Raw genomic sequence first — 14,660 nt, forward strand, 5'->3', positions numbered from 1 at the left:
CAGCTTCTATATTGCACCAATAGGCCCTGTGACAACCCGTGCAAAGCTGATGACGTTCACCTTATTGCGATATTTTGCCTTAAAACTGCGCGCAATCGCTTCGACAGTAGCCCCAGTTGTCACCACATCATCAACAATTACAATATGTTGACCTTGATACTCCTCCAAGAATGTATCAGTGACCACAAATGCACCACGCACATTCTGCTCGCGATCTTTTGAACTCAATCCCACCTGACGACGGGTTGGGCGCTTGCGCGCCACCCACCCCGAATGAGTAGGAAACCCCGTAAGCTCGCTCAATTGGTCCGCCAGCAATTGGCTTTGGTTGTACCGCCGCAACAGTCTGCGTCGCCAGTGCAGCGGCACGGGCACAAACACACAAGGTGTGCCCCAATAATCATCTCCTGCATTGACCATTAGCCGCGCACAAAACTTTGCCAATTCCAACCGATCACCATATTTGAACTGCGACACCATTTGCCGGGCCAAATCATCGTAAATCACCGCGGCGCGAGCGCGGGCGAAAGGCGGTGGATTGGCGATGGCTTGCGCGCTTAAAACGCTTGCCCCTAAATCCGCAGCAAAGGGAATGCCCAACACCGGGCAATATGGTTTCGACACAAACCGCAATCTCCCCCAACAAGCAGCGCATAATCCATCCGCTTCAATAATTGGTTCGTCACACGCTAGACAGCACGGGGGAAACAGCATATTCAAAATCCGACCACGCCAACTGATCGCAATTTTGTGCGATGCTGATATGTAAGATTTTGCGTGCGCGACAATTCTATTATTGTCCGTGCCAGTCATAAATATCGCTCAAAGTATCCTTGGAGCCACACCATGCAGCCGCCAATGCTCTTTAATCGTAGCCGAATTCAAACCCGATTGAAACGCCGTGGCGTCGCCCAAGATCGCTTTATTGCAGATTTGGTGTTGCAAGAGCTGCACAGTCGATTGGCCACGATCACTCGCAAGTTTGCAAAAGCACTGATTGTCGGCCCATCCGAAGAATATTTGACAACCACCAGCAAAACAGCGACCGACCCTATTGAGTTTGAATTGGCCACCACACTACTTCCCACCACAAATGTGACGCTGCTGGATGTGGAGCAATTTGCGCCCAAAAACGGTCAATATGATCTGATTATCTCGATCCTGGATTTACAGTCCACCAATGATGTACCCGGATTTTTAACGCAAATTCGTCGCCACCTAAAACCTGATGGACTATTTATGGGCGCAGCGCTTGGCGGCGAAACCTTTAAAGAGTTGCGCTCAGCATGGCTGAAAGCCGATGATGAATTATCCGGCGGGGCATTTGCGCGTGTTTCCCCCTTTATCGACATTCGCGATGCTGGTGCACTGTTGCAACGGGCTGGATTTGCACTGCCGGTATCTGATTTAGAGAATCATACCGTCCGCTACGAGCACCCGCTCGCCCTAATGAGCGAACTGCGAAAATTTGGCGCAACAAACCCCATGATCGAGTTGCCGCACAAGGCCACAACACGAAAGCTATTGGGCAAAGTAATTGCCAACTATATTGAAGACAACCAGGATCAAGACGGACGAATTCGAGCCACATTGGAGTTTATTTGGTTGTCCGCGTGGGCACCTCACGACAGTCAACAAAAGCCATTGGCACCGGGCAGCGCCAAAATGTCGCTCAAAGACGCTTTAGAGAAAAAGGACTAAGCGCAAAATGCGCAACAGTTGAGCTAGCTAAGCGCGTTATTCATCGCGCCGCCAATGCTCTCATCATTGCCGTTAAATAATGCGCCCAACGTATCGCCAAGCGCAACAAATGCAGCAATAAGCACCACAGCCATCACCGCAGCTATTAAACCATATTCAACAGCTGTCGCTCCTTGATCGTCTTGGCAAAATCTTTTGATTGTGGCGTACATGGCTACATTCCTCGAAAAAAATCGGGTCCAATCTTTAGAGCAAATCACACAAATGAGCGATGAGCGGCTCGTCTGCCGGCGGCATTGGATAGTCACGCAAGCGCTGCGGTTTTACCCACCTTAGCGCTGAATGTTCAAGCGCTGTAGGTATCCCTTGCCATTTTCGACACACATAAAGTGGCATCAGAAGGTGAAATTTTTCATAAGAAAATGACGCAAACGTCAATGGCGCAAGACATGCTTGTTGCGTATCTATATTCAGTTCTTCTTTGAGCTCTCTTATAATCGCAGTTTCCGGGCTTTCATGTGGTTCGACCTTGCCCCCTGGAAACTCCCATAAACCGCCCATTTCCTTGTCCGCAGGACGCTGAGCAATCAACACGCGCCGATCTGCATCCACCAGCGCGCAGGCGACGACCAACAAAACGGGATGCTGATCGGCCATCAGCTACGGTAGTCGCCGTTTATCGTCACATAGCCGTGGGTCAGATCGCAGCCATAAACGGTCGCTTCACCTACCCCCAAACCAAGATCAACCCCGATTTCAATCTGTTGATTTTTCATATATTGGCTGGCGTCCTCTTCCGAATAATCAGCAGAGCGATAACCTTGTTTTGCCACCACCAAATCACCAAACCGAATTTGCAACTTATCCCGATCCGCTGGCTCACCAGCTTTGCCCACCGCGGCCACCACACGTCCCCAATTCGCATCTTCCCCGGCCAGAGCGGTTTTGACCAAAGGCGAGTTCGCAATTGAACGGGCAATAATGTCCGCGCTCTGGTTAGAAACCGCGCCCGAAACATTCACAACCATCAATTTGGTCGCCCCTTCACCATCTCGAATGATCTGCAACGCCAAATCTTTGAGCACAGCATGCAGCGCTTGGGCAAATTCTGCACAGCGCGGATCATCCAAATCTGTGATTGGCACCAGACCACGCGCTTTTGCAGCCCCAGTGGCAAACACCAAACACGTGTCTGACGTCGAAGTGTCATTGTCAACTGTAATGGCATTGAAGCTTTTGGCATTGCCTTCAAGCAAGATGGAGCGCAGCACTACGGCTGAAACCGGAACATCGGTAAAGATATAAGACAGCATAGTGGCCATATTGGGCGCAATCATGCCCGAACCTTTAGCGATCCCAGAAATTGTTACATCAACACCATCAATATCAAACGATGCACCCGCACCCTTTGCAAAAGTATCGGTTGTGCGAATGGCGTTGGCTGCAGCCTCAAAATCAACGCTGTGCTTAAGCGCTTGTTCCAACGCAGCAACAAGCGGTTGGGGGTCCAGCGGCTCGCCAATCACCCCGGTTGACGATATAAATATCTCCGACGGTACCCCCCCCAAAAGCTTCGCGGTCGCCTCAGCTGTTGCCAGGACAGTATCAGCGCCAACTCTGCCCACAAAAGCATTGGCATTCCCCGCATTGACCACCAGACCGCGCGCCACACCAATTGGCAAGTTATTCCTACACCAATCAATAGGCGCAGAAGGGCATTTGCTGTTGGTCAAAACACCCGCAACACTTGTCCCTTCGATCATGCGTGCCAACAACAAATTATGACGCCCATGATAGCCCGCACCAATTGGCGCGGTGAATAATTCAACGCCCTCAACTTTATCAAGGGACGGAAAATGATCCGGCGCCAACGGGGAAACTGCCAACTTTTCAGCCATATTAGTTGCTCGCATCCACGATATTGATGTCAGTGTTGGCTTTCAGGCCTTCAACCAGTTTCTCGAATTTTTTAACCATCACGCGCTGACGAATTTGCGGCAAAACCTGTTCAAATGCCGGTGGCGTTGAAGGACGACGGTCTTCAAGTTTGATCACATGCCAACCGAACTGCGACTGTACCGGCGCAGAATAAGCGCCAATTTCAAGTGCATTGGCCGCATTGTAAAACTCTGGCACCATGTCACCTTCGCCGAAATAGCCCAAATCGCCACCCTGTGGCCCAGATGGTCCGGTGGACTTTTCTTTCGCTACTTCAGCAAAATCGCGGCCCTTTTCAAGTTCGACAACCACCCGTTTCGCATCGTCTTCAGTCGCCAGCAAAACATGACGTGCACGCAGCATTTCTCTTGTATCAAAATCCTTGAAAGCATCGTCATAGGCCGCCTTCAACTCTTCTTGGCTTAATTCAGCCGCCATAACGTCTTGCAAATACGCACGACGTAAAGCGCGATCTTCCAAATAGGCTTTGCGCCGCGCAAAGGTGCTTGTGTCAGCCATCCCCGCTTTGCGTGCAGCTTGCGCCATCACCTTCATATCCACCAGCATTTGCACCAAGAAACTGCGGCGCTCATTTGTCGGGATCTGTGTGATTTCTTCACCCATATCCTCAAGTGCATAGCTAAGATCAGCTTGCGTAATGTCTTCGCCTCCCACCACAGCAATCACAGCCTCGGGTGACAAAACTTCCTGCGCCATAACGCTTGGAGCCCACATCATGCCAGCCACAATTGCCCCACCAAGCAAGATGGAACGTAGTGGATTTTGGTGTTTCAGTTCTGTTTTCTGCATTATTGATCTTTCTTTTTCTTTTGCATGTGCATCGACTATAAAATAAACAAGCACTGGTCGAACATATTTAATTGACGTTTGCGTGATTTCCGAGACGTTGACAAGACACTTAACCGCACTTACATCTCCCAACGCTTGAAAAGGCAAAATCTAATGGCATTTGCCCATATTTTGCCCTCTTCATACCAAGAATTTTCCGCTGATGCGCCAAAATTAAGGCGCAATAGCAACAAAATGGGACCGCTCATATGGCACTCGCCGCGTTAGCAAAAAAAATCTTTGGCTCATCTAACGATCGCCAAGTCAAAAAATACCGCCCAATTGTTGATAAAATCAACGCCCTGGAGCCGGAACTGCAGACCCTAAGCGATGAGCAATTGCGCGCCCGCACTGACGAGCTAAAAGCCGACTACGCAAGTGGCAAGAAATTAGAAGACCTGTTGGTCCCAGCTTTCGCCACCGTGCGGGAAGCTGCAAAACGCACATTGGGCATGCGTCACTTTGACGTACAGCTTATCGGCGGCATGGTATTGAACGACAATGCCATCGCCGAGATGCGCACCGGCGAGGGCAAAACACTGGTCGCAACGTTGGCAGTGTATCTCAATGCCCTCACCGGCAAAGGCGTACACGTTGTCACCGTGAACGACTATCTGGCTGGCCGCGATGCGCAATGGATGAACCAAGTCTATGGTTTTCTCGGCCTTACAACCGGTGTCATTGTGCACGGACTGTCAGACGATCAACGCCGCGCAGCATACGCAGCGGATGTGACCTACGGCACCAACAACGAATTTGGCTTCGACTATTTGCGCGACAACATGAAGTTCACTAAAGAACAAATGGTGCAGCGCGGACACCATTACGCGATCGTCGATGAGGTCGATTCAATCCTGGTTGACGAAGCCCGGACGCCTTTGATTATTTCTGGTCCATCAGAAGACCGCTCCGATCTTTATGTGCAAATCGACGCGTTGATGAAACATGTCACCGACGAAGATTTTGAACTCGACGAAAAACAACGTTCTGCGTCTTTTACTGATGACGGAATTGAAAAATTTGAAACCATCCTCAAAGAAGCAGAGCTGATCAAAGGCGAAAGCCTTTTTGACATCGAAAATGTTTCTATCGTCCACCACATGAATTCCGCACTTCGTGCACATAAACTCTTCACCCGCGACAAAGATTATATTGTGCGCGACGATGAAGTGGTGATCATTGACGAGTTCACCGGTCGAATGATGCCAGGCCGTCGTTTTTCAGAAGGTCTGCACCAAGCGCTAGAGGCCAAGGAAGGCGCAAAAATCCAGCCGGAAAACCAAACTCTGGCTTCGATTACTTTCCAAAACTATTTCCGCCTTTATGAAAAACTTTCTGGCATGACCGGAACTGCCGCCACTGAAGCCGAGGAATTTGCTGACATCTACAAATTGGATGTGATTTCTGTCCCCACCAACCAAGATGTATCCCGGGTTGACGAAGAAGACGAAGTTTACCGCACGGTTGAAGAGAAATTCAAAGCCATCGCCGATGAAGTGCTTGATTGCCAAAAGCGCAATCAGCCGGTTTTGGTGGGCACAACATCAATTGAGAAATCTGAATTTCTTGCGGACATGCTGCGGAAAAAGGGCGCAAAAGACATCAAAGTCCTCAACGCCCGTCACCACGAACAAGAAGCACAAATTATCGCCGATGCGGGCATGCCCGGCGCGGTAACAATTGCAACCAACATGGCGGGTCGGGGAACCGACATTCAGCTGGGCGGCAACTTGGAAATGCGCATTGATATTGAGTGCGCTAACCTTGAAGGCGACGCACGCGACGCTAAGATCAAACAAATCAAAGCAGAAATCGAAGAACGTAAACAAGCAGCTCTTGCTGCCGGTGGTCTTTATGTGATCGGCACCGAACGGCATGAATCTCGCCGGATTGATAATCAGCTACGTGGCCGGTCAGGCCGTCAAGGTGACCCCGGTCACTCCAAATTCTACTTGTCCTTGCAAGACGATCTGATGCGTATCTTCGCACCCGAACGCATGGAAGGCATGTTGGTCAAACTTGGCCTTGAAGACGGCGAAGCCATCGCTCACCCTTGGGTAACCAAAGCGCTTGAGCGCAGCCAACAAAAAGTTGAAGCGCGCAACTTTGATATCCGCAAAAACATCCTCAAATATGATGATGTCATGAACGATCAGCGTAAGGTAATCTTTGAACAACGTCTTGAATTGATGGACGAAGCCAATGTGGCCATTGCCATCAAAGATATGCGCGAGGATGTTGTACATGACATCATCGAGAAGGCTATTCCAGCCCGTTCCTACCCTGAGCAATGGGCGCATGAGCAGCTCGCAGAAGCGGCAAAAACCTACCTCAATGTGAATGCCCCGATCAAAGAATGGTCAGAGGAAGAAGGCATAGACAGCGAACAAGTTACTGAACGCCTTATTAAATTGGCCAACGAAACAGCGGCAAAAAAGGCGGCCGACTATTCGCCACAAATCATGCGACAAATCGAAAAACAGATCTTATTGCAATCGATTGACGGGCTATGGCGTGAGCATTTGGTGACCCTTGATCACCTATCAAAAGTTGTTGGTTGGCGCGGGCTGGCGCAACGTGATCCGCTGAACGAATACAAACAAGAAGGCTATGAGCTATTCCAAACATTGCTCGACAGCCTGCGCGAACTGGTGATTGCGCAACTCAGCCATGTGCAGGTGCAAGTGGCCCCACCTGAGCCACAATTGCCGCCAATGCAAGAGCAGCACATTGATCCGTTTACCGGCGAAAATGATGCAGTTCCAGCAAGCGATGTGGCCAACAAAGACGACCCTTCAACGTGGGGCAAGGTGCGCCGCAACGAAGCTTGCCCATGTGGTTCTGGAAAAAAATACAAGCATTGCCACGGGGCGATTGCTTAAAGGTCATTCGGCCTATCGACAATCATACAAATGGTCGCTTAGAACATCTTCTATAGCGGCCATTTTCACGTCTGGATATGGCACAAAAACCGCCATGCGCCCAACCATCTGATCAAGCTGTGCAAACTGCTCCACCACGTGATAGTGGGGTCGATTGATGTAATCGTCCACCAATATGGTCCAGCCTGCTGTGCCAAACAGCGCCGTGATGCACTTCAACGCACAAGCCACCCGAAAACGTCCATCGATGAGGATCAAGTCGGGCAATTTGTCCATTCGCGGCATGTCAGAATAGGCGGCAAATCTGGTTTTCTCACGTCGCGACAAGCCATTCACCTTCACTGGGTAACCCCAATTGCCCGTCAGCCCAATATCTGCGTGAATGTGTTGCTGATTGGCCTTCAGATATCCCGCTTGCTGCAACGTTTGTTGGACGCTGAGCGAAAACAACAAGTCACTTTCTTTGCTGGCAAACGGGATGCCCAGTTGGCCGGCTAAAAACGTGGTGCCACCACTGCCAAACTCAAGATAGCTGTTTGCGTTCGCCAAGCGATCAGCAAACCATTCTGTTAGTTTTTGATCCTCAAAATGGGGCAGTTTGGCAGTTTGATAACTCAAATTCTTTTGCAGGATAGCACCAATAAATGGCCAACCTCTTGACCAATAAACCAGCGCGCTGTTCCAACGGGGCCAATCTGTGCTCATACCAACAATGCCTTCGTTAAGCGCCGCAACTCGGGCAAAACCTCTGCCTCAAACCACGGATTACGCTTGAGCCAAATATTATTGCGCGGACTTGGGTGCGGCAACGGCAAATAGTCCGGCATAAATTCCCGCCATCGCTGCACCGTCCCGGTCAGCGTTTTGGATTGTCTGTCACCCAAATGATAATCGAGCGCAAAAGCGCCAATGATGATTTTCAGCTCAAGCTGTGGCATGAGAGTGAAGAGATTATCGTGCCAAGTTGCCCGGCATTCGGGGCGCGGGGGAAGATCGCCGGATTTGCCGGCGCCTGGAAAGCAAAACCCCATCGGCACAATGGCAAACAGCGACGGATCATAAAACAGTTTTGATGTTACCCCAAGCCAGTCGCGCAAACGCTCGCCGCTTTTATCATCAAACGGTTTGCCCGAAAGATGGACAAGACGGCCCGGCGCTTGCCCGGCAATCAAGATTTTGGCTCTCTGGCTTACTTGCAAAACCGGGCGCGGCCCCAAAGCCAAATGCGCAGCGCAAACATTGCATGACCGTATGTCTGCCACAAACCGATCAAATGTCATGCCGTGTTCGCCTTAGCCAACGCAATCAGATTTTCCAGCGCCCGCACGCCCATCCCATTTAGGCGCTTATCTCCCATTTCCACATTGATTCGCAAAGCAAGCTCACGCGCATCCGCATCAACCAACTGTTCAAAATCGGTTATTCCGATTGACGCCAATAGGCGCACCATTTTCGGGCCAATCGAGTGTGCTTGCTCAAAGGGATGTGTGTTTTTTGTCATATTTCTCCAAAAATTATGATTTCAATGAACCGCGCAAAATACAAGCCCACAATCCTGATCGGCCTTATCTGACTTTTACATGATTAGAGCCGGCAATGAACCAAACAAATCCTAATTACCCCCTAGTCGGCGGCTTCCCGATTTGCGATCATGAGACCAATTCGCATTGTGCAGATAAACTAGGCCCACCCGCTATATGACACCTGACCAAATCATTCTGTTTTCGCTTTTCTTTCTCGTTTTTGCTGGTTTTTTGTGGGGCCGCTGGCGCTACGATATTGTGGCATTCACCGCACTAATCGTTGCACTGCTGTTTAATGTGGTGCCGACCGACTTGGCTTTTTCCGGGTTTGGTCACCCCGCAACGATAATCGTTGCTCTGGTTTTGGTCGTTTCGCGCGGGCTGACCAATTCAGGTGCGGTCGATTTGATCACCCGCTCGGTGATTGATCAATCGCGCTCCATTGGCATGCACATCACCATCATGGGTGGGCTGGGTGGCATTTTGTCGGCCTTCATGAACAATGTGGCGGCGTTGGCCATGCTGATGCCTGTGGACATTCAAGCGGCGCAAAAAGCCGGGCGGACACCGGGGCAAACACTAATGCCATTGTCATTCGCGACAATTTTGGGTGGCCTTGTGACCCTGATCGGCACGCCACCAAACATCATTATTGCTTCAATCCGGGAAACCACGTTGGGCGAGCCGTTTAAAATGTTCGATTTCGCCCCCGTTGGCCTAATCGCTGCGTTAGTGGGTATGCTTTATGTGGCAACAATTGGCTGGCGGTTGATTCCCGAACAATCTCGCAACAAGAACTCGCCCTCTGAACTGGCCGAATTGGAAGGCTATGTTGCAGATTTGGTGGTTGGTGCAGACAGCAAAGCAATTGGCCAAAAGGTCAAAGAACTCGATGCCATCGCCGAAGAAAACGACTGTTATGTGCTTGGGTTAGCGCGACGTGGCACTCGATTGGGTGGCCGCGCCCGCAACGAAGAGATCAAGGCAGGCGATCACCTGATCATTGAAGCCTCGCCTGAAGCGATTAACGCCCTTGTTGGCGTACTCGGCTTGAAATTCCAAGGCCAAACCGCATCCAACAAGGCCCTGTCAGGCGACATCATTCTGGCCGAAGCTGTGGTGACCCGCGAAAGCCGCTTAGCCGGGCGCACCGCCATGCAGTCCAAATTGCTCCCGCGCTATGGCGTTTCACTTTTGGGGATTTCAAGACAAGGTAAAGCCATTCGTACGCAGGTCAGAAAAACCGAACTGGAACCGGGCGACATTTTATTGTTGCTTGGTGCTCCTGATAATGTGGAAGACGTGATCGGGCGCATGGGTTGTTTGCCATTGGCCGACCGTCGATTGCCCATAACCCAATATGACCGCGCTTGGCTCGCCATTGGTGTATTCGCCGCCGCTTTGATCGCTGCCAGCCTTGGCTGGATATACCTCCCCGTCGCCTTAGCGGTCGTTGTCATCGTGTTTGTTTTCACCGACATCGTGCCGTTGCGCGAACTCTATGACACCATCGAATGGCCCGTTGTGGTTTTGTTGGGCTCGATGATCCCCTTGGGCGCGGCGCTTGAAAGCTCAGGCGGCACCGAATTGATCGTCAACGCACTGGGTGCCGCAACTGCGGGCTTACCAGCTTGGGTGGCGCTCACGCTGCTGATGATTGTCACCATGACCTTATCTGACGTTTTGAACAATACTGCGACCGCAATTGTAGCTGCGCCCGTCGCAATCGGTCTAGCCGCTCAAATGGACGTGAACCCGGACCCATTTTTGATGGCGGTGGCCGTCGCTGCAAGCTGCGCGTTCCTCACCCCAATTGGGCACAAAAATAACATGCTGATATTGGGCCCGGGTGGCTATTCATTCTCTGATTATTGGCGAATGGGGCTTCCACTTGAAATCATCATTGTCGCCGTTTCGGTGCCATCCATCATGGTCTTCTGGCCGCTCTAAGGAGACTAAGATGTCCCTCACATCAGATCAATTCGATCATGTGTTAGTGCTTAATAATATCCACGCCAAGGAAACCTCGTTCCTTGAAAGCGCAGACCTGCAACGATTGGTCGAGCGGTCATATCTGACCAAGACCATTGGCTCGTTGGATGCATTTCTGATCACTATGAGCCATAACTCGCCGCACGACGGCATCAATTTTTCTTGGTTCAAAAAGCGCTACGAAAGTTTTGCTTATATCGATAGGATCGTCACCGCCGAGCATGCGCGTGGCAAAGGCCACGCCAAAAAACTCTATTTGGACCTTATGGCCAAAGCCAAAGCGGACGGCATTGCGCTGGTATGTTGTGAAATCAACCACATACCAGAAAATCCCGGCTCGGTCGCCTTCCATCAAAAACTTGGCTTTGAGATGATCGATACCGCCGCGCTTGATGAACATAAGACCGTCGGTTATTGGATCAAAAAGCTTTAGTCGCTTAAAGCGGCAAAAACACCCGGCGCATGATTTCTAGTCGCCCAGCGCGTTCAGCAGCATCTGGATTCTCAGCACCGACATTTAGCCCCCACCGCCAAACAAGCCCCCGAACCAGCCGGTCACTTTGCTCGTGGTTTGATTGATCGCCGCTTTGCGTTCATCTGCGGCCTGCGCTGCCTCAATTTTACGTTGCGCTTCAGCCTCCGCGTCAAGTTTGGATTGCGCTTTGTTGGCCATAGCCACCTTGAAAGCCGCCGCATCTGCTACTTGCATTTTGCCATAAGCTGCGCGCATTTCTGCGCTCAGCGTTGAGGCCCCACAGCCACCGGCCCGGTTAACACCGTATCGGCCATCGCAAACATCCCATGTGGGGCGTTGCTTGGTTAGTTCAAAATGGTCGTAGCCAACTTTAATGTCGCGCCAAAATTCCATATGTTCGCTGTCACTATAAGCGGCCAAATTTTCGCCCGTCATGCGGAACGGATAAACCTGAACCTGAAAACTCTTAGAGCCGCCCTTAAACGTTTCCCGTGCCAGCGCATAAATTTCCGCAATCTGTTCGTCCGTCATTGCATAGCATCCGCTTGAGGTACAATCCCCATGCACCATGATATTTGTGCCGGTACGTCCATACGCACGATCAAACTTATTTGGAAAACCAAGATTGAAAGACAAGAAATAGCTGGAGCGCGGATTCATCAATCCCGGCGTCACGTCGTAGAAACCCTCAGGTGCCTGACGGTCCCCTTCTTTGAACTTTGGTCCTAAATCGCCGGACCATGCACAAATTTTATAGGTGCGAAACAATTCAAACTTGCCCGTGGCTTCAACCTGCTTCCAGACTTCCAAATCGCTTTCGCTTTTAAAAATCCGCACCAGCATGGGCGCGCCTTCGCTTGAGCCCATCTGGCCAAGTCGCGCTTTGGTCAAAGACGGCAATGGAATATTTCCGCGATCGCTTTCAAAGCCTGTGGTACACGCCGCCAAAACCCCGAGCGCGATCAACACCAACAATGATTTTACAATATTGCGCAGACCATTTGCCACAATCGCCTCCAAACCTACATCCAAGCTACAAAGCTTACAGTACACCCTAATGAATTATAGTTAATCCAATAAGATGCACAATACTATTCGCCTTGCACCCAATCCAGACCGTTTCTCAATTGAGTCCAGACCCTAAGTAAGGTTTGCGCCCATCGCGAGGAATTTCTCTCGGCGGTGCTCACGCACTTCAAGACGGCCTTTGCCTTCAAACTCCGCCAAAAAGTCTTCGATCACCTTATGGGTGGACTGCATAATTTCTTGCACATGGCGATGCGCGCCACCTGCGGGTTCCGCGATAATGTGATCAATAATACCAAGCTGCAACAAGTCCTGGGCCGTGATTTTCATGTTGTTCGCCGCTTCTTGGGCTTTGGCGGCATCACGCCACAAAATTGTTGCCGCCGCCTCTGGCGAAGCCACCGTGTAAATCGAGTGCTCAAGCATGACCACTTTGTTGGCCGTCGCAATCGCAATCGCGCCACCCGAACCACCTTCACCTATGACCAACGCCAAAGATGGCACACCAATTTCCAAACACTTCTCGGTTGATCGGGCAATCGCTTCGGCCTGCCCGCGCTCTTCTGCACCAACGCCCGGATAAGCACCAGCGGTATCCACGAGGAACAGAACAGGGATATCAAATCGATCCGCCATGTCCATCACGCGCACCGCTTTGCGATACCCTTCAGGCCGCGCGGAGCCAAAATTATGCTTGAGGCGTGTTTCCGTATTCGAACCTTTTTCCTGGCCGATAATCGCAACCGGCTGACCATCAAAACGACCAAATCCGGTTTGCACCGCAGCGTCTTCAGAAAACTTGCGGTCACCCGCCAAGGGTACAAAGTCCGTGATCAATTGCTTGATATAGTCAACAAAATGCGGCCGCAGCGGATGCCGCGCCACCTGCGTTTTTTGCCAAGGCGAAAGCCGACCATAAATCTCGAGCAAAGCTTCGTCTGCTTTGTCTTGCAAACGTATGACTTCGTCTTCAATTTCAATCGCTTCGCCGCTTTGCGCAAGCGATTTCAACTCTTGAATTTTGCCTTGAATATCGGCAACTGGCTTTTCAAACTCGAGATAGGATTGCATCTTTATCCGTCTTTTTTGTCGTTCCTAACCTGTCGGCTTTGGAACCTCATATGATTGCGGCGGAAAGTGGCCATTCCCCCGGTTAATGTCAAGCTTTGTGCGCCTTAGCCTTGGCAAAAACCCAACTTGATCGTCAATTCTAAGCGTTTTAGCGCTAGTCCTTGGCCAAGGGATGATGGTCATGCACAAGCGCGGTCAACCGCTCATCCAAAATGTGCGTGTAAATTTGTGTCGTAGAAATATCAGAATGCCCCAACAATAACTGCACCACACGAAGATCGGCTCCCCTTTCCAACAAATGTGAGGCAAAAGCATGGCGCAAAATATGCGGCGATACTTTTGAAGTGTCCAATCCCGCACGACCCGCCAATGCCTTTAACTCACGCGCAAAAACTTGGCGCGCCAAAAATCCTGTATCCGTATTGGCTGGAAATACGAACCGGCCCGGAGGCAGGTGACCCAAATAAGCAAGCAGCGCATCTTTGGCGCGGTCATTAAGCGGCACCACACGTTCTTTGTTGCCCTTACCAATGATGTTCAGCATTGAACCTTCTCGGGTCACGCTTGAACGCAACAGGCCAACAAGTTCGGAAACGCGCATGCCCGTGCCATATAATAACTCAAGCAACACATAGAGCTTGTGCGCCCGCAATTTTGCTTTTGGCTTAAGTTTGTCGCTCGCCACTTCAAATTCAGCTTGCGCAAACAATCGGTCAACCTCACCAATTGACATGGTTTTTGGCAACCGCACGCCCGCTTTGGGCGCAGGAATGACCCGTGTGGGGTCATCTTTTCTCACCCCGTCAGCCACTAAGAATTGATAAAATTGCCTGAGCGAACTCAAACGTCGCGCCGCACTGGAAGCGGCAAATCCACGTTCATCCAAAGCAATGAGATAATGTTGGATCAGATGTCGGTCGGCGTTCGCCATTTCCCCATTTTTCGCTGCGGCAAACGCCGCATAGTCAGAAAGGTCACGACGATAGGCTTCAAGCGTGTTGGCGGCCGCGCCGCGCTCGGCGCTCATCATTTCCAAAAAATTTTCGATCAAATACTGATCGGACATTGGCGCAGTCCTGTTGCCAAACCTAATTATTTCCAAACAAATCCCGCGATGGAATGCGCTGAGTCATTTCGCGCGGTTCGGGGTCAACAAATATCGTCAACGCGTACATAGAGCCGTACCCAATGGCCGCTAGAATT

At 50.9% G+C, this 14,660-nt stretch carries 15 protein-coding genes; 4 read left to right on the forward strand and 11 right to left on the reverse strand.

The window, feature by feature from the left end; translation table 11 throughout:
• Positions 1–6: 6 nt before the first annotated feature.
• Positions 7–714: a ComF family protein gene (locus ACJAZW_RS02915; protein WP_415155458.1), complete on the reverse strand. Its 708-nt coding sequence runs from the start codon at positions 712–714 to the stop codon at positions 7–9.
• A 144-nt stretch (positions 715–858) separates the two neighbouring features.
• Between ACJAZW_RS02915 and ACJAZW_RS02920 the strand changes: the two genes are divergently transcribed.
• The gene (locus tag ACJAZW_RS02920) at positions 859–1,701 is read left to right on the forward strand and encodes a methyltransferase domain-containing protein (RefSeq protein ID WP_415155370.1); all 843 of its coding nucleotides are present in this window, start codon (positions 859–861) and stop codon (positions 1,699–1,701) included.
• 23 nt (positions 1,702–1,724) lie between these two features.
• Here ACJAZW_RS02920 and ACJAZW_RS02925 read toward each other — a convergent pair whose 3' ends face one another.
• Genes ACJAZW_RS02925 through ACJAZW_RS02940 form a run of 4 tightly spaced genes read right to left on the reverse strand, consistent with a single transcriptional unit; the run spans position 1,725 to position 4,449 of the window.
• Positions 1,725–1,913 carry a Flp family type IVb pilin gene (locus tag ACJAZW_RS02925; RefSeq protein ID WP_415155371.1) on the reverse strand — a complete coding sequence of 63 codons (189 nt, stop codon included), beginning with the start codon at positions 1,911–1,913 and terminating at the stop codon, positions 1,725–1,727.
• A 34-nt stretch (positions 1,914–1,947) separates the two neighbouring features.
• Positions 1,948–2,358: a (deoxy)nucleoside triphosphate pyrophosphohydrolase gene (locus ACJAZW_RS02930; RefSeq protein WP_415155372.1), complete on the reverse strand. Its 411-nt coding sequence runs from the start codon at positions 2,356–2,358 to the stop codon at positions 1,948–1,950.
• Positions 2,358–3,599, reverse strand: coding sequence for a bifunctional glutamate N-acetyltransferase/amino-acid acetyltransferase ArgJ (gene argJ / locus ACJAZW_RS02935; RefSeq protein WP_415155373.1), 1,242 nt, complete (start codon positions 3,597–3,599; stop codon positions 2,358–2,360). The genes ACJAZW_RS02930 and argJ overlap by 1 nt, the downstream gene beginning before the upstream one ends.
• A gap of 1 nt (position 3,600) precedes the next feature.
• A complete protein-coding gene (locus ACJAZW_RS02940; protein WP_415155374.1) occupies positions 3,601–4,449 on the reverse strand; it encodes a peptidylprolyl isomerase in 849 nt (282 codons plus the stop codon).
• A gap of 248 nt (positions 4,450–4,697) precedes the next feature.
• Between ACJAZW_RS02940 and secA the strand changes: the two genes are divergently transcribed.
• A complete protein-coding gene (secA, locus tag ACJAZW_RS02945; protein ID WP_415155375.1) occupies positions 4,698–7,370 on the forward strand; it encodes a preprotein translocase subunit SecA in 2,673 nt (890 codons plus the stop codon).
• A gap of 12 nt (positions 7,371–7,382) precedes the next feature.
• On the opposite strand, the gene ACJAZW_RS02950 is transcribed toward secA, so the two are convergent.
• The 3 genes from ACJAZW_RS02950 to ACJAZW_RS02960 all read right to left on the reverse strand — a co-directional run bounded on the left by ACJAZW_RS02950 (position 7,383) and on the right by ACJAZW_RS02960 (position 8,871).
• Positions 7,383–7,988: a hypothetical protein gene (locus ACJAZW_RS02950; RefSeq protein ID WP_415155376.1), complete on the reverse strand. Its 606-nt coding sequence runs from the start codon at positions 7,986–7,988 to the stop codon at positions 7,383–7,385.
• Between the two features lie 83 nt (positions 7,989–8,071).
• The gene (locus ACJAZW_RS02955; RefSeq protein WP_415155377.1) at positions 8,072–8,650 is read right to left on the reverse strand and encodes a uracil-DNA glycosylase family protein; all 579 of its coding nucleotides are present in this window, start codon (positions 8,648–8,650) and stop codon (positions 8,072–8,074) included.
• Complete coding sequence (locus ACJAZW_RS02960) at positions 8,647–8,871, reverse strand: hypothetical protein (protein ID WP_415155378.1); 225 nt, start codon at positions 8,869–8,871, stop codon at positions 8,647–8,649. The genes ACJAZW_RS02955 and ACJAZW_RS02960 overlap by 4 nt, the downstream gene beginning before the upstream one ends.
• Before the next feature lie 196 nt (positions 8,872–9,067).
• Between ACJAZW_RS02960 and ACJAZW_RS02965 the strand changes: the two genes are divergently transcribed.
• The gene (locus tag ACJAZW_RS02965; protein WP_415155379.1) at positions 9,068–10,843 is read left to right on the forward strand and encodes an SLC13 family permease; all 1,776 of its coding nucleotides are present in this window, start codon (positions 9,068–9,070) and stop codon (positions 10,841–10,843) included.
• A gap of 10 nt (positions 10,844–10,853) precedes the next feature.
• Positions 10,854–11,318, forward strand: a complete 465-nt coding sequence (locus ACJAZW_RS02970) for a GNAT family N-acetyltransferase (protein WP_415155380.1) — start codon at positions 10,854–10,856, stop codon at positions 11,316–11,318.
• A gap of 84 nt (positions 11,319–11,402) precedes the next feature.
• Here ACJAZW_RS02970 and ACJAZW_RS02975 read toward each other — a convergent pair whose 3' ends face one another.
• The 3 genes from ACJAZW_RS02975 to ACJAZW_RS02985 all read right to left on the reverse strand — a co-directional run bounded on the left by ACJAZW_RS02975 (position 11,403) and on the right by ACJAZW_RS02985 (position 14,523).
• Positions 11,403–12,368 (reverse strand): L,D-transpeptidase family protein, encoded by a 966-nt coding sequence (locus ACJAZW_RS02975; protein WP_415155381.1) that lies wholly within the window; start codon positions 12,366–12,368, stop codon positions 11,403–11,405.
• A 132-nt stretch (positions 12,369–12,500) separates the two neighbouring features.
• Positions 12,501–13,457, reverse strand: a complete 957-nt coding sequence (locus tag ACJAZW_RS02980; RefSeq protein WP_415155382.1) for an acetyl-CoA carboxylase carboxyltransferase subunit alpha — start codon at positions 13,455–13,457, stop codon at positions 12,501–12,503.
• 154 nt (positions 13,458–13,611) lie between these two features.
• Positions 13,612–14,523, reverse strand: a complete 912-nt coding sequence (locus tag ACJAZW_RS02985) for a site-specific tyrosine recombinase XerD (RefSeq protein ID WP_415155383.1) — start codon at positions 14,521–14,523, stop codon at positions 13,612–13,614.
• Between the last annotated feature and the right edge of the window lie 137 nt (positions 14,524–14,660).

Source organism: Maritalea sp. (assembly GCF_047634455.1).
Lineage (GTDB): Bacteria > Pseudomonadota > Alphaproteobacteria > Rhizobiales > Devosiaceae > Maritalea.

Coding starts and splice junctions, on each gene's coding strand:
- ACJAZW_RS02915 (WP_415155458.1), bottom strand. CDS start 714: ATGCTGTTTCCCCCGTGCTGTCTAGCGTGTGACGAACCAATTATTGAA.
- ACJAZW_RS02920 (WP_415155370.1), top strand. CDS start 859: ATGCTCTTTAATCGTAGCCGAATTCAAACCCGATTGAAACGCCGTGGC.
- ACJAZW_RS02925 (WP_415155371.1), bottom strand. CDS start 1,913: ATGTACGCCACAATCAAAAGATTTTGCCAAGACGATCAAGGAGCGACA.
- ACJAZW_RS02930 (WP_415155372.1), bottom strand. CDS start 2,358: ATGGCCGATCAGCATCCCGTTTTGTTGGTCGTCGCCTGCGCGCTGGTG.
- argJ (WP_415155373.1), bottom strand. CDS start 3,599: ATGGCTGAAAAGTTGGCAGTTTCCCCGTTGGCGCCGGATCATTTTCCG.
- ACJAZW_RS02940 (WP_415155374.1), bottom strand. CDS start 4,449: ATGCAGAAAACAGAACTGAAACACCAAAATCCACTACGTTCCATCTTG.
- secA (WP_415155375.1), top strand. CDS start 4,698: ATGGCACTCGCCGCGTTAGCAAAAAAAATCTTTGGCTCATCTAACGAT.
- ACJAZW_RS02955 (WP_415155377.1), bottom strand. CDS start 8,650: ATGACATTTGATCGGTTTGTGGCAGACATACGGTCATGCAATGTTTGC.
- ACJAZW_RS02960 (WP_415155378.1), bottom strand. CDS start 8,871: ATGACAAAAAACACACATCCCTTTGAGCAAGCACACTCGATTGGCCCG.
- ACJAZW_RS02965 (WP_415155379.1), top strand. CDS start 9,068: ATGACACCTGACCAAATCATTCTGTTTTCGCTTTTCTTTCTCGTTTTT.
- ACJAZW_RS02970 (WP_415155380.1), top strand. CDS start 10,854: ATGTCCCTCACATCAGATCAATTCGATCATGTGTTAGTGCTTAATAAT.
- ACJAZW_RS02980 (WP_415155382.1), bottom strand. CDS start 13,457: ATGCAATCCTATCTCGAGTTTGAAAAGCCAGTTGCCGATATTCAAGGC.
- ACJAZW_RS02985 (WP_415155383.1), bottom strand. CDS start 14,523: ATGTCCGATCAGTATTTGATCGAAAATTTTTTGGAAATGATGAGCGCC.